Annotated in this window: 9 protein-coding genes; 1 reads left to right on the top strand and 8 read right to left on the bottom strand. The window is 56.6% G+C overall.

Annotated elements, in window-relative coordinates:
* Positions 1 to 184: 184 nt before the first annotated feature.
* From ABLQ08_RS09900 to ABLQ08_RS09865, 8 genes are all read right to left on the bottom strand, one after another.
* On the bottom strand, positions 185 to 3331 hold the full coding sequence (locus ABLQ08_RS09900; protein WP_352941284.1) for an ATP-binding protein: 3147 nt from the start codon (positions 3329 to 3331) through the stop codon (positions 185 to 187).
* A 612-nt stretch (positions 3332 to 3943) separates the two neighbouring features.
* Positions 3944 to 5242, bottom strand: coding sequence for an NAD(P)/FAD-dependent oxidoreductase (locus ABLQ08_RS09895; RefSeq protein ID WP_352941282.1), 1299 nt, complete (start codon positions 5240 to 5242; stop codon positions 3944 to 3946).
* Positions 5243 to 5249: 7 nt separating this feature from the next.
* Positions 5250 to 6872, bottom strand: coding sequence for a GMC family oxidoreductase (locus ABLQ08_RS09890; RefSeq protein ID WP_352941279.1), 1623 nt, complete (start codon positions 6870 to 6872; stop codon positions 5250 to 5252).
* Positions 6873 to 6884: 12 nt separating this feature from the next.
* A complete protein-coding gene (locus ABLQ08_RS09885) occupies positions 6885 to 7742 on the bottom strand; it encodes an ABC transporter permease (protein WP_352941277.1) in 858 nt (285 codons plus the stop codon).
* An 11-nt stretch (positions 7743 to 7753) separates the two neighbouring features.
* Positions 7754 to 8623, bottom strand: coding sequence for an ABC transporter permease (locus ABLQ08_RS09880; protein ID WP_352941275.1), 870 nt, complete (start codon positions 8621 to 8623; stop codon positions 7754 to 7756).
* Positions 8623 to 9840, bottom strand: coding sequence for an ABC transporter ATP-binding protein (locus ABLQ08_RS09875; RefSeq protein ID WP_352941273.1), 1218 nt, complete (start codon positions 9838 to 9840; stop codon positions 8623 to 8625). Before ABLQ08_RS09875 ends, ABLQ08_RS09880 begins: the two co-directional genes overlap by 1 nt.
* 34 nt (positions 9841 to 9874) lie before the next feature.
* Positions 9875 to 10951 carry an extracellular solute-binding protein gene (locus tag ABLQ08_RS09870; protein WP_352941271.1) on the bottom strand — a complete coding sequence of 359 codons (1077 nt, stop codon included), beginning with the start codon at positions 10949 to 10951 and terminating at the stop codon, positions 9875 to 9877.
* Positions 10952 to 11067: 116 nt separating this feature from the next.
* Complete coding sequence (locus tag ABLQ08_RS09865) at positions 11068 to 12555, bottom strand: PLP-dependent aminotransferase family protein (RefSeq protein ID WP_352941269.1); 1488 nt, start codon at positions 12553 to 12555, stop codon at positions 11068 to 11070.
* 128 nt (positions 12556 to 12683) lie between these two features.
* Between ABLQ08_RS09865 and ABLQ08_RS09860 the strand changes: the two genes are divergently transcribed.
* Positions 12684 to 13790: a mandelate racemase/muconate lactonizing enzyme family protein gene (locus tag ABLQ08_RS09860; protein WP_352941267.1), complete on the top strand. Its 1107-nt coding sequence runs from the start codon at positions 12684 to 12686 to the stop codon at positions 13788 to 13790.

Below are 13790 nucleotides of genomic sequence, written 5' to 3'. Positions count from 1 at the left end.
CAGGTCTGATCTTTTTCGTACTTGATACAATCGTCCAGCAAATCGTCGAACTCGGTTTGGTCTTCGGGAGAGTGCTTTGCGGACAGCGCAATATGCCTTCCATTTCGAGTGCCCGCTGGTCTTCCCACTTCCCTTGAACGTTCTGCCATCAACCCGGTATGGCGCTCCCGTCCGAACATGCCCGTCAACCCAGAATGCCGGACAGAAGGCTTTTCGCACGATCCTGTTCCGGCCCTGCTTCCAGGTCTTCAAGAATGTCCCTTGTCCGATCGATCAGACCTGGTGTGACCTTGTCGGGAAGCAGGATTATCCTGTCTGTCAGGGCTCTTAGAACAAGCACGCTGGCACTTTGCCGGGCCGCAACTTCATCGGCCCGAGACAAGTCCGCCGAGACTTCCATCTCCCGATGTCCAATGGAGTTGTAGAGGCGCGCACGACGGCGATAGAGCTCCGCAAGCCAGAATGCGTGCCCGGCTTCTTCGGCGCGCTCTATTGCGGAAGCAAGCAATCTTGTGCCGTCTTCCCACTGGCCGAGCTGTCCGTCCAGCTCCCCCGCCATTTCAAGGTAGACGGGGAAATCTTCTTCAGTGCCGATTTCCCGCTGGATTGTCAGGCCTTGGGAGAGTTTTGCTCTGCCGCGGGCGGGATCTCCGGCCATGCCATCGGCCCATCCCGCAAATATCAGGCTTTTTGCCTCCAGTGACTTGAGGTCATATTCGCCGGCGATGGTGTGCATGCGGCGAGCCAGATTGGCCACCTGATCAATATCGGCACGGTAGCGGTAGAGCATGATCCCGATATCCAGTGCGTGACAATTGCTTCCGACATGATCGATATGGCGGGCCCAGTCATCAGCTTCTTCCATGTATTTCACCGAGGTTTCGGTCTGACCGATAAACCAAGAAGAAAGGGCTTTTTCGCCGAGCCCGCACACGCGGGCATCATGTCCGCCATATCTGGTTCGATGTTCGAGAGCTTCTTCTTCGCTGTAAAGCTCCAGTCCCTTGGAAATGGCGTCGAGGCAGTCCTTGTGGTTGCCGGTGTTGAAGGCGGTCGCCCATCTGCAATGATGAGCCTGCAGTTCGACCTCCCTGTTATTGGATCCGGCAAGATCGGTCAGCAGCAGCTCGGCCCGTTCTCTCTGAATCTTGAAGTTGCCCGCCGTGAACCAATATCCCCAGTAAAGCGGAAATCCCGTTGCGCGGTCGGCATAAGGAACCTCGTGCAGCAACTCCACGCCGCGGCTGTAAAGAGTGGAAGCTTCTTCCGATCCGGTGCCGTCCATGGTTGCAACGACCGGACCCAGCAATTTGAGGATTTCCAGTTCCAGTTCGGTCGAAGTTGCCTCGTCCTTGAGTTTATCGGTCAACTGCCGCGCGCGGTTCAAAAGTGCCTTGGCTTCTTTCAGGGCGGACTGGATCGAAGCCTTTCTTGCTGCATCGATATAGTGGTGCACGGCTTCCAGCGGCAGCTGCGCTTCTTCCGCATGTCCGGCCAGCTCCGCACTGGTGAACGGATGACCGAGATTGCCGTTTTCTACTGCCAGATGATAAAGCGCGGTGTGGAGCGTGCGCCTGTTGGAGCGAAGCAATCCGGAATAGGCAGCCTGTTGGAGAAGTGAATGACGGAAGCGGTAGGAGGTCTCCAGTTCGCTTGATTGTTCTTCGATGAAACCGCCGGAAACGAGGCGGTCGAGTGCTTCGTCCGCCGAGGCTTGAGCGCCGGTGGAGGCCAGAAGGGCAACAAGGGTGAGAATGTTGAAGCTTCTGCCGATTACGCTCGCGGCCTGGGCAACGAACTTTGCCGGGCCAAGGGTTCCGAGGCGCGCGGCCAGCAAGTCCTGGAGATTTGCTGTCTCATCTGACTCGAAAAGCTTCTCCCATGCGGTTTCGTCGAAGTCGGTTTCTGCTCCACGATCAAGAACAAAGCGAGTGAGTTCTTCCGCAAAAAGAGGAACACCTTCACAGCGAGTTGCAATTGCATTGGCCAGTCTCGGCGGCAGCGTCGTTGCGCCTGCAAAGTTCTGGACCAGCTCGAGGATGCTGTCTTCATTCAGGCGCGAAAGCGCGACTGCGGTAAAGTTGGCCGTTTTATGCCAATCCTTGCCAGGTGCTTCCCGCGAGGAAACAACGACAAGGACCGGAGCCGAACTGACACGGTCGAGCAGTTGCTCGAGAAATTCCAGAGTCTGGCTGTCCGCCCAGTGCAGATCCTCCAGCTTGATGACACACGGCTTCTCGCAAGCCACCGCCATCACCGCATCCACCATCAGCGAAACGGCTGAGTCCGCTATTTTCGGCGCTTCGAACTCCTCGGTAGCGGGTGATTGTTGCAACGGAGAAAGCAGAAAGGCGAGCGCCTCATAAATGCCGATGGGGTGGACCCCGGGAAGCTTCAGGATCTTCTTCAAAGCCTTGGCTGAGGGGGTGTGGAAATCGAAACCCGGTTCCCGTCTTTTGATCTCGGTTCTAAGGCTTTTGACAATCGGGTAGTAGGGTGTGTCCTGAAATGAGGGTTCGCACTGGAATTCGAGCAAGTGCGCACTTTCCTTGAGTGCCTTTTCCATGATCTGGTGACACAGGCGCGACTTGCCTATCCCCGCCTCGCCGTGAACATAGAAGACCTGGCCACGGCCATCACGGGCATCCCGCCACTTAGCTCTCGCAACCTCTAGCTCGGCTTTTCGTGCAAGAAAAGGCTGGGCGCTATCGCGCAGCATCTCAAAGCGGTCACCGGTATTTCGCCTGCTCAGCGGTTGCCAAAGGGCCTGGTGCTGAGGAAAACCCTTCAGTTCGATCGCACCCAGGCTCTCGTAGTGATAGAGGCGGCGCGTTGCCCTGTAAGTCGCATTGGAAACAACCACAGTCCCGACCTTGGCTGCTCCCTGGATGCGGGCTGCCAAAGTCGGGGCGATGCCGATTATCTCGTCGCGTTCAGCAAGGGCGCCACTGCCGGCCTGACCGGAAATTGCCGATCCTGTTGCAATGCCGATCCTGACCTGGACGTCGTTGTCCAGTTCCTTTTGGACGAGCTTGCATTCCTGCAGAATCGCCAGGCCTGCGTCGACGGCTCGCTGCGGGGCGTCTTCGTCCGGGACCGGATATCCGAAATAGGCTGATCCACCGTCGCCCATCAACAGGTCCAGATGCCCGCCATGGGACGTAATGGCGCGGTGTGCCGCAGCATGAATCGCGTGCTGGATCTCGCGAAAATCTTCCAGGTCCATGTTGTTGACCAGCGTCGTGGACCCGGCCATGTCATAAAAAAGCGCAGTAATCTGGCGGCGTTCGCCTTTTTCAATATCGAGGTCTATTGAAGTCTTCCGAGGCATTCTCAGTCTTTGACCTGCTTTTTCAGGATGATGTCCGGACTTGAATCTTCAATTCACTTCGTGTCGGGGTGGGCTTTTCTCTCCTAGAGGTAGTCTTCGCGTCTTGTGTAAAAATTCTTATGGAGTACTCATTGTTGCGCGATTATAGCTCAAAGTAAGATGATGTGTGGAAGTGTTAAACTATAGAATATTGGTAGCAATCGTATGAGTTATTTATTTTTGATCGAGTAATGTGAAAAATACGAACGCCATTCGTAGCATATTGACTAAATTGGTGATGTGTATTCTTCGGACGTAATGTCTGGATACGTGTTATTTTCATATGTCTGCTAAGTCGAAAGGTCGAGCATATAAAGTTACAAACCTCGATAACAACACCATCTTCTCCCCTTCGCTGACTATCAGTGATCGATCTCGGGCATAGATAGAGCTCACACCTTCACGCGGCGGTTTACCATTGCCAGGTGGGTAAGCTCGGAAGGTTGATTTTGTTTTGAGCCTGTGCAGCAAGATCTGTTGTTACCCATACCTAGCCCGTTTGGTCTCGGGAGTTTTAACGCCCTGAACGCGGCGGCGCGATCTGCATCAGGAGGCGTGCGACCGTGAACATGCCTAGACGCCGAAACGGTCGCGCAACCGGTAAACGAGGATAGACGGAGCCAGAAACCAGGGAGTGCCGCTGTAGAGTGGACGGGTCGGAAAGGATATCCGATCAAAGGCCGAGGCGGACTTTTCGATGCCGGAGGCTTTTTGCCCAATGCGCATACCGAGGTAACTCGCCATGCCGACGCCGGCGCCGCAATAGCCCATGGCGTAGTAGAGACCCTTGTCCTCGCCGCAATGGGCCAGCGTGTCGAAAGTGTAACCGACAAATCCCATCCAGGCATGACTGATCCTGACGGTGGCCAATTCCGGAAATAGCGAAACCATATCCCGGTGCAGTTTCAGGGCGCTGTTGAGGGGATCTGTTTCGCCAAGCGAGACACGGCCGCCGAACAGAAGTCGTTTTCGGTCAGGGGAAAGACGGTAGTAGTAAACCAGTTTGCGGGTATCGGAGAGTATCCGGTCAGTTGGAAACAGCCGATCGACGACCTCCTTCGAGATCTCTTCCGTGGCAATGACATAAGAGCCGATCGGTATGATCCGACGCTGGTGCCAGTGGGACAGAGGTCCGGAATATCCATTGGTGGCCAGAATGACTTTTCCGGCAACAACCTCGCCATCGCCTGTTTGGACCTTGAAACCCGACTTTTGGCGCTCGATCGTAAGTACCGGACAGTGACCTCTGATTAAGGCTCCTGCCTGGAGTGTTTTGTCCATCAGATGCGGGTGGTATTTGGAGACGTCGATACTGCAGTGGTGCGGATAGACAATTCCGCCGCAATATTGATCTGTTCCAAGTTCCGAAGCCATGTCCGCCCTGGGCACCATGTGTGCGTCCGTCTGCCAGACCGGATGTCCCAGGGCGCATTCCCTGGCGAGCCGTTCGTAGAGATGAGGCTTGTGAGCGCCGTGAAACCTGCCCACTTCCCGCAATCCGATATCCATGCCTTCCACCCTTGAAAGGTGGTGCATGTAATCCAGGGAGGCTTGTCCTTCCCGGCACAGCTTCGTTGCTGTTTCCTTGCCATACCGGCTGACAAGCCTGGCAAAGGATGGCTTCAGGCTGGTTGAGATCTGTCCGCCGTTGCGCATGCTGCAACCCCAGCCAGGCCGCTCGGCATCCAGGACAAGTGTCCCCAATCCTTCCCTTGCTGTTTGCAGCGCTGCGTTCAGTCCGGTGTAGCCACCGCCGACGACCAGGACATCGACCTCATTCGGTAACTCCGAAGCGGGTAGCTGGATGTCAGGAGCGCGATCCTGCCAGTAGGGCGAGGTCTTGAAATCGTCGGTAAACAGGTCCGAGCGCATGGTTTCCTCAAGCGGCTCTGGTATCTTCAAGGATCATGTCTGAACCTTTTTCGCCTACCATGATGGCCGGTGCATTTGTGTTTCCGGAGGTGACGGTCGGAAAAATCGAAGCGTCCACCACGCGCAATCCGTCGATACCGTAGACTTTCAGGCGATTGTCGACGACATTTTCACGCGAGTCCGCTCCCATCCTGCAGGTGCTTACAGGGTGAAACACTGTTGAGCAGCGGTTGCGGACATCTTCCAGCATGTCCTCATCGGTTTCGATCTGCGGTCCGGGCGCAATCTCCTTGTCTATGACGGATTGCAAGGCAGGGCTCTGTGCGATTTTCCGCAGCAACTTGCAGCCCTCGATCATCTCATTGAGGTCGTGATTGGTGCTGAGCGAATTGGGATGAATTTCGGGTGTGTCGAACGGGTCGGCGGATCTCAGGTCGATATGACCCCGGCTGGTCGGACGTGTGGGTTGCATGCCGAGCAGGAAACCCGGGAACGGGTCGGGGTTCATCAGTGGCCGTTTGCCCTTGGGTGCCTTCGTATAGCTGACCGGTGAGAAGAACAGCTGCATGTTCGGGCGGCTGCAATCGGGATTGCTTTTCACAAACCCGCCACCCTGATTGACGCCGAGCGAAAGGGGGCCGCTGCGTGTCAGGACATAGCGGATACCCTGGGCGAGCTTGCCCCACCAGGGGTAGAGCTGCTGATTGAGGGTCGGCACCTTGGACCGGTAGAGATAATCCAGGCCAAGATGATCTTGAAGGTTCTGGCCGACGGCTGGAAGGTGATGGACGGGCGAGACGCCTTTCGCCCGCAGTTTTTCACCATCCCCAATGCCTGACAGCATCAGGGTCTGCGGTGTGTTTACCGCGCCGGCGCTCATGATCACTTCGCGGCGGGCCTTGACCGTTTGTTCACCGCCATCGCGGCTGTATGCCACGCCGGTTGCCCGATTGCCGTCCACAATCAGCCTGGTGGTGTGCGCCTTTGTGATAACGCTGACATTCTTGCGTTTTTTTGCCCGCGACAGATACGCGCGTGCGGAAGACATGCGGAAACCGTTCCGGGTCGTGATCTGGTAGATGCCGACGCCTTCCTGGTCGGCGCCGTTGAAATCCGGGTTCCGGTGAAAGCCGGCCTGTTCAGCCGCCCGAAGGAAGTTGTCGCAAAGGGGATGAACTTCCTCCTCGACGCTGGTGACATGCAAGGGTCCATCGCTGCCCCGGAATTCGTTGCCGCCGGCATCGTTCGTTTCGGAGCGTCGGAAATAGGGCAGCACGTCATCCCAGCCCCAACCCGTGTTCCCCATGGCTTTCCAGTCTTCGAAATCCGCATGCTGTCCGCGAATGTAGACCATGGCATTGATGGAGCTGGAACCGCCGAGCACCTTGCCTCGTGGCCAGTAACCGGCCCGGTTGTTGAGCCCGGGATCCGGTTCGGTCTGGTACATCCAGTTGATATGACGGTTGTAGAAGGCCTTGCCGTATCCAATCGGCATCCAGATCCAGAAATTCAGATCGGAACCGCCGGCTTCAAGAAGGCAGACCGTGTATTTTCCATCTTCTGAAAGGCGATCGGCGAGAACTGAACCGGCAGAACCGGCGCCGACGATCACAAAGTCAAATTCAGACATAATCTCTCCAACTCAAGCCGACTTATCGCGCTGAATGGCGATCGACAAAAGTGCAAGCAAACCGGAACCGACCATCAGAAAGAATGACACGGCGTTCAAGACCGGAGTGGATCCAACCTTGGCCATGCGATCGTACATGGTGATTGTCAGCGGTGCTTCGGACCCGACCAGGAACAAGGTAGTGTTGAAATTCTCGAAGGAGACGAGGAAAGCGACGATGCCCGCTGCAATCATGGCCGGGCGGAGGAAGGGCAGGGTGATGGTCCTCAAAACGCGGGCACGTGTTGCCCCCAGGTTGAAGGCCGCCTCTTCCATCGTCGCGTCGAACTTCTTCAGCCGGGCGGTGATCACCAGCGAGGTGATCGTGGCGATGAAGGAGAACTGACCCAGGACCACCAGCAGAATGCCGGGGCGCAGGAACTCCAGTTCCAGATCAAGCCGTTTTTCGACCAGATTTGCCGTGTCACTTGCCAGAACCAGAATGGAAATACCGAGGATCACGCCTGGGATGACGAGCGGGATCACCATCAGGATGTAGAAGAAGTTCTTGCCCGGAAATTCGCCGCGCACGAACAGGAAGGCGTTTGTCGTACCGACGAAAACCGACAGGAGCGACACGAAAATTGCAATGACGAACGAGTAATAGAGCCCCTGCAACAGCCGCCTGTCGTGGAACATGCCCAGCTTCGGTTCGGTGTCGCCGAAGAACCAGTCCAGAGTAAACCCCTGCCAGGGCAGGGCCGGGAACAGGCTGTCGTTAAAGGCGAATGCCCCGGCCGAAATCAGCGGCGCAGCCAGAAAGATGAAGAAGGCGAGGACATAGAGCCGATAGCCGAAGAGGAATGGCGTCGTCTTGTTTTTCGCAAGCATTGTCAGCCTCCTCAGCTCTTGGCAACCGTGTTTGCCAGTGTTTGGCCACTCAGCTTCAGGCCGAGCCAGATGACAAACGAGGTGAAGACAAGCAGCAGCATGCCAAAGGCGGCGCCGCCCTCCCAGTTAAACCGGGTGATGAACTGGTTGTAGATCTGCTCCGTGAACCAGCTGGAATTCTTGCCGCCAAGCAGGATCGGTGTCAGGTAGGACCCGGCGGTCAGCATGAAGGTCACGATACAGCCGGCGACGATACCGGGCATGGCGTAGGGAATGATGATCCGGCGCAGAACCGTGAAACCGTTGCCGCCAAGATTGTAACCGGCCTCGATCATGGAATTGTCCATCCCATCGAGAGTGGATACGAGAGGAACGATCATGAACAGGATCACGGTATAGACCAGGCCGATGATCACCGCGGCGTCGTTGTAAAGAAACTCGATCGGTGTCGAGATCAACCCGGTCCAGAGCAGGAAACTGGAGATGACACCGGTTTCCCGCAGGAGCAGGATCCAGCCGAAGGCCCGGATCAGGTCGCTGACCCAAAGCGGGATCAGGCAGAGCAGGAACAGGCCACCGCGCGAGCGCGGACCGGCAATCTTGGCGATGTAATAGGCGATCGGAAAACCAATCAACAGCGCGAGCGCCGTCACGAGCAGTGACATGGACCCGGTGCGCAGCAATGTGTTCCAGTAGATCGGCTCGTTCACGAATTCCAGGTAATTGGCGAAGCTGTATTCATAGACACGCGGCGCTACCTTTTCGCGGAACGACAGAATTACCATGCCGATGTGCGGCAGGAGGATCAGCAGCGCGATCCAGAGCGTGAACGGCGCGAACAGCAGTATCAGCGAGAGCTTTTTGATGTCCTTGTTCTGCATTACGCCTGCTCCTGATGGGCAAAGCACATGGCCTGCCTTGCAGACCAGACAAGGCGTACGTCTTCACCGGGCTTGAGATCGTTGTCACCGGTCAGGGTCACGTCTGATTCAACCAGTTCGCCGCTGCCGGTGCGGACCAGGACGCGGCTGTTGGCGCCGTTGAAGAGGAGGCTGTCAACAACACCGTCCATCGTGGTGTCGCCGTCAGAGCCCTGTGTGGCGGCCTCTGCGGTGCGAAGCGTCCTGATGAATTCCGGACGAACGAAGATGTCCACCTTGGCACCTTCCTGAATGGAGGTTTGTGAGGCGGAGCTGAAGCTCATCGGCAAGCCTTGAGCGGTTTCCACCTTGCCGCCACTGCCATCGCTTGCCCTGACCGTCCCCGTCCACCGGTTGCTGTCTCCGACAAATCCGGCGACGAATGCGGTTTTCGGATGGTGATAGAGGTCCTGCGGCGTGCCGATCTGTTCGAATTCACCCTGATTCATGATGGCGACGTTGTCGGACATCACCAGAGCTTCGGACTGGTCGTGCGTGATATAGACAAAGGTGGTGTTGAACTGATGCTGAAGGAGTTTCAGCTCGATCTTCATCGCTTCACGCAGTTTCAGGTCCAATGCGCCCAGCGGTTCATCAAGCAACAGAACGTCAGGGTCCAGAACCATGCAACGGGCGATGGCGATGCGCTGCTTCTGTCCACCCGAGAGTTGATGAATCTCCCGCTCGGCCACATCAGGTAGCGCGATCCGCTCCAGCACGTCATGCACCTTTCGCTTGATGTGATCATTGCTGACGCCGTTGCATCTGAGGCCGTAAGCAATGTTCTCGTAAACATTCATCATCGGAAACAGTGCCAGATGCTGGAATACCATTTTCACGTTGCGCCGGTTCGGCGGCGTGCCCAGCACGGACTTTCCCTTGATCCTGATGTCTCCACCGGAGGGTTCCTCGAAGCCGGCGATCATACGCATCAAGGTGGTCTTGCCGCATCCGGATGGTCCGAGAATGGAGAAAAACGAACCACTTGGAATGTTGAAAGAGACATCCTTTACCGCGCGAAAAGCTCCAAAATTCTTGGAGATGTCGAGGCATTCGAGGTCATAGTCCGGACTGTTTGTCATGAAAGTCGACCATCTGGAGAGAACAGGTAGGTAGGGGATGCCGGTCTTGTCGGCATCCCCTTTTGCAAAGTGATCTTGAGCTGTCTTGCTCGTCACCTCAGGGCATGAGCGCCCCTTCTGATCTTCTCGATCAGCCGCCGGTCGCCGCCTTGATCTTTTCGAGCGTCTTGCCTTCCATGTCCTCGACACCCGGAGGAATGTTGGCAAAGAACTTCAAGTTGTCGATGTCGGCATCGGTAAAGGCGGCGTTGACGGCGGCCTTCTTGTCTTCCGGCAACAGGTCCTTGCCGCCCTTGACGGCCGCAATCGCTCCGGTGCTTGCAGACATCAAGGTGACGTTTTCAGGGCGAAGAACAAAGTTGATCCACTTGTAGGCGGCATCATCCGCCTTGCCCTTTCGCGGCAATGCGAAGGTGTCGATCCAGGCAAGAGCGCCTGTTTCCGGTGGCACGAAAACAATGTTTTCGTTTTGGTCATAGAGCTTGTAGGCGGTAGAGTCCCAGGTCTCCGACGCAACGATTTCACCGGAAAGCATCATGGCCGAAAGATCATCGCCGCCCTTCCAGTACGCCTTGATGTTGTCTTTGCAGGTGATCAGTTTGTCGGCGACCTTGTCCAGAATGCCCTGGTACTTGTCCAGATCGGAATAGGCGGCAAACGGGTCTTCACCCATGGCGAATGCCGTTCCGAGCAGGATGGTGCGCTTCAGGCGCATCGAGGTCTTGCCCTTGTAGGCCGGATCGCACAGATCACCCCAGCCTTTGAAGTCGGGTGCCTTGGTTTTGTCGGCCATCAACCCGGACGTGCCCCACTGATGCGGAACCGCATAGACCTCGCCGTCGATCGTTGTGTTTTCCTTCACTCCATCAAGAAGCTTTGCTTCCATCACGTCCGTGTCGATCTTCGACAGATCGAGAGGCTTGTAGATGTCGTATTCCAGTTGGGCGGCGTAGATGCGGTCATGGCTCGGCTGAGCCAGGTCGAAGCCGGCCCCGCCGGTTGCGCGCAGTTTGGCGATCATCTCTTCGTTGTTGGAGAAGGTGACCTCAACATCAATGTCAGGATTTTCGGCTTCAAATTTCTGAATGAGTTCTTCCGGTGCATAGGATCCCCAGGTCAAGAGGCGTAGGGTTTCCGCCTGTGCGGTGCCTGCTCCGGCAAGCATTGTCGCGGCCAAAAGGCCGGTTATCGTTGTTTTGAAATGCATTTATTCCTCCCTGAACGAACGCAGCATACGAACGGAGAGAAAGCCTAGGTTTGAATTGGTCTGGCAAATATATCCATTGCAGATAATTTAACAGTCCAATTCTGATGGTGTCGTTGTTAGGTGGTGCAGCACTCGGGCAGAATGTCGTTCAGAACCTGGATGCCCTTTCGGATTTCATCCGGCGCCGAACTGCCGAAACCAAGCACGATTCCGCGTTGTGAGAGACCGGTCAGAGCATAGCGGGAGAGGGGGGCAGTCGTGATGCCGCGATCTGCCGCTTTTGCGACTATCTCATTTTCATCCAACTCGGGAGACGTGAAGCCGACCGCGTGAAAACCGCTGCGTGTCGGTTGCAGATCGATGCGGCCCGAGAGGCATTCCGCTTCCGCCATGAGTGTGTCGTGGCGCTCCTTGTAGAGCTGGCGCATGGTCCGGATATGAGTGGCAAACATGCCCTCGTCCATGAAGTCGGCGACAATGGCCTGCGTGACTGTCGGGACGCCGCTGAGCCAGGTCAGGCAGACCCGCTCGAAACTCTCAACCAGACCTTCCGGAACAAGGGCAAAGCCAAGCCTGAGGGCCGGAAACAGGGATTTGGAAAAGGTGCCGACATAGATCACGCGGCCATGGGTGTCGATGCTCTTGAGCGTTGGTGGTGGCTGGTCGCCGTAGTAGAACTCGCCGTCATAGTCGTCTTCGACGACCATCGCATCGGCATCGTTCACGGCTTTCAGAAGCGCCAGCCGACGGGACAGACTCATGACATGGCCGAGGGGCTGTTGATGCGAGGGAGTTACGAAAGCCAGGCGGAAATGAGGTGCCTTTGCCAGACCGTCATCGACGCACAACCCTTCCTCGTCGACCCTGACCGGAACCGGAGCGGCGCCGATTGCGATAAACGCGTTGCGTGCACCGATGGCTCCGGGGTTTTCAAACCAAATCGGTTCTCCCGGATTGACCAGCATGCCGCCGACCAAAGAGAAAGATCGCTGCGCGCCATTGGTAATGAAGATCTGCTCCGGCGCGCATTTGATGCCCCTTGACGCATTGAGCTGACGGGCGATTGCCCTTCGCAGTGGCATGTAGCCGAAAGGTTCGCCATATCCGGTAATGTGGTCACGATCCTTGCGCCAATGCCGTGCGGACAGCTTTGCCCATTGCGCCATGGGAAAGGCATCGAGCGCGGGCAGGGCGGTCACAAAAGCCTGGGATTTGTGGGGTAGACGTGAGCGGGGGGCGAAATCCGGAATGGCGTGTCGGGTCGCATGTGAAAGTCTCGGCTCAATTGCTACTGCGTCGCTCGTATCGGCAGATGGTCTGGGGGCGAGGCGCGCATTCAACGCTTCGCTGACGAAGGTTCCGGCGCCGACCCTGGCTTCCAGAAGTCCTTCGGAAATAAGACGGTCGACAGCATCGATGACAGTTGTCCGGGAAACGCCGATTTCCTGCGCCAGGGTTCTGGTTGCCGGCAATCGGTCGCCCGGTGTCAGCGCCCCGGTCAGAAGCAGGTCCCTCAGCGCCATGTATAGCTGGATCGAGAGCTTTTTTTCTGCGGTCTTGTCGATCTTGATCGATGACAGAACAGCGCCGGCGTGCCGTTTCATTGCGTTCTCCAAATTGGTATGAGTTTTTCCGCAAAAAGGACCTTATTTCAAGTCCAATTTCAGATAGATTGATCGCCCAAACCATGACAACGCCTGGCGGAGATGCCGCTCAAGGACCTGAAACTGATATGAAAATTCAATCCATAGAAACGTTTACGAATGAGTTCGTCTGTTTCGTCCGTGTGACGTCGGACAGCGGAGCTACCGGTTGGGGGCAGGTTGCGCCCTACTGCGCGGACATCACGGCGGAGGTCGTACACAGGCAGGTTGCTCCTTATGCGCTTGGTGAAGATGCATTCGACATTGCCCGCCTGATGGACATCATCCCCGACCGCGAGCACAAGTTTCCGGGGTCCTATCTTCGCCGTGCGATGGGGGGACTCGATACGGCCTTGTTCGATCTGCGCGGCAAGTTGGAAGGAAAGCCGGTTTGCGAGTTGCTGGGCGGAACACCGGGCAAGGTGCGGGCCTATGGCTCCTCCATGAAGAGGGATATTACCGCGCAAGACGAAGCTGACCGCCTCAAGAAGCAGCAGGATGAATTCGGGTTCACGGCATTCAAGTTCAGGATCGGCGCTGAATGTGGCCGGGGCCAGGACGAGTGGCCGGGCCGCACCGAAGAAATCGTGCCGACCATGCGCAAGTCCTTTGGTGATGAAACGGCTTTGCTGGTGGATGCCAATTCCTGTTACTCACCTGCCAAGGCGATCGAAGTTGGAAAGTTTCTGCAGGATAACGGCATTTCGCATTATGAGGAGCCGTGCCCCTACTGGCATTACGACCAGACCAAGCAGGTAACTGACGCACTTGAGATCGACGTCACCGGAGGAGAACAGGATTGCTCGCTGGTCGATTGGCAGCGCATGATCGATGAGCGGGTCGTCGACATCATCCAGCCGGACGTCTGTTATCTCGGCGGGATGGTGCGCACCATGCAAGTGGCGCAAATGGCTCATGAAGCGGGTCTTCCTTGTACGCCGCACGCCGCCAACCTGTCGCTGGTCACCTTGTTCACGATGCACCTGCTGCGCGCGATCCCGAACGCAGGCAAATATCTGGAATTCGCGATCGAGCAGGAAGATTACTATCCCTGGCAGATCGGCCTGTTCCCGTCATCGCCGTTCGATATTGTCGACGGCCATGCAACCGTGACGGATGCGCCCGGCTGGGGGGTCGAGATCAACCCGGACTGGTTGGCCAAGTCTACCTACAAAATCAGTTCCCTGGAGCGCTGA

Origin of the sequence: Roseibium sp. SCP14 (genome assembly GCF_040329475.1) — a bacterium.
Classification (GTDB): domain Bacteria; phylum Pseudomonadota; class Alphaproteobacteria; order Rhizobiales; family Stappiaceae; genus Roseibium.
This window is presented reverse-complemented; position numbering and strand designations above follow the sequence as displayed.

Coding starts and splice junctions, on each gene's coding strand:
- ABLQ08_RS09900 (WP_352941284.1), bottom strand. CDS start 3,331: ATGCCTCGGAAGACTTCAATAGACCTCGATATTGAAAAAGGCGAACGC.
- ABLQ08_RS09895 (WP_352941282.1), bottom strand. CDS start 5,242: ATGCGCTCGGACCTGTTTACCGACGATTTCAAGACCTCGCCCTACTGG.
- ABLQ08_RS09890 (WP_352941279.1), bottom strand. CDS start 6,872: ATGTCTGAATTTGACTTTGTGATCGTCGGCGCCGGTTCTGCCGGTTCA.
- ABLQ08_RS09885 (WP_352941277.1), bottom strand. CDS start 7,742: ATGCTTGCGAAAAACAAGACGACGCCATTCCTCTTCGGCTATCGGCTC.
- ABLQ08_RS09880 (WP_352941275.1), bottom strand. CDS start 8,623: ATGCAGAACAAGGACATCAAAAAGCTCTCGCTGATACTGCTGTTCGCG.
- ABLQ08_RS09870 (WP_352941271.1), bottom strand. CDS start 10,951: ATGCATTTCAAAACAACGATAACCGGCCTTTTGGCCGCGACAATGCTT.
- ABLQ08_RS09865 (WP_352941269.1), bottom strand. CDS start 12,555: ATGAAACGGCACGCCGGCGCTGTTCTGTCATCGATCAAGATCGACAAG.
- ABLQ08_RS09860 (WP_352941267.1), top strand. CDS start 12,684: ATGAAAATTCAATCCATAGAAACGTTTACGAATGAGTTCGTCTGTTTC.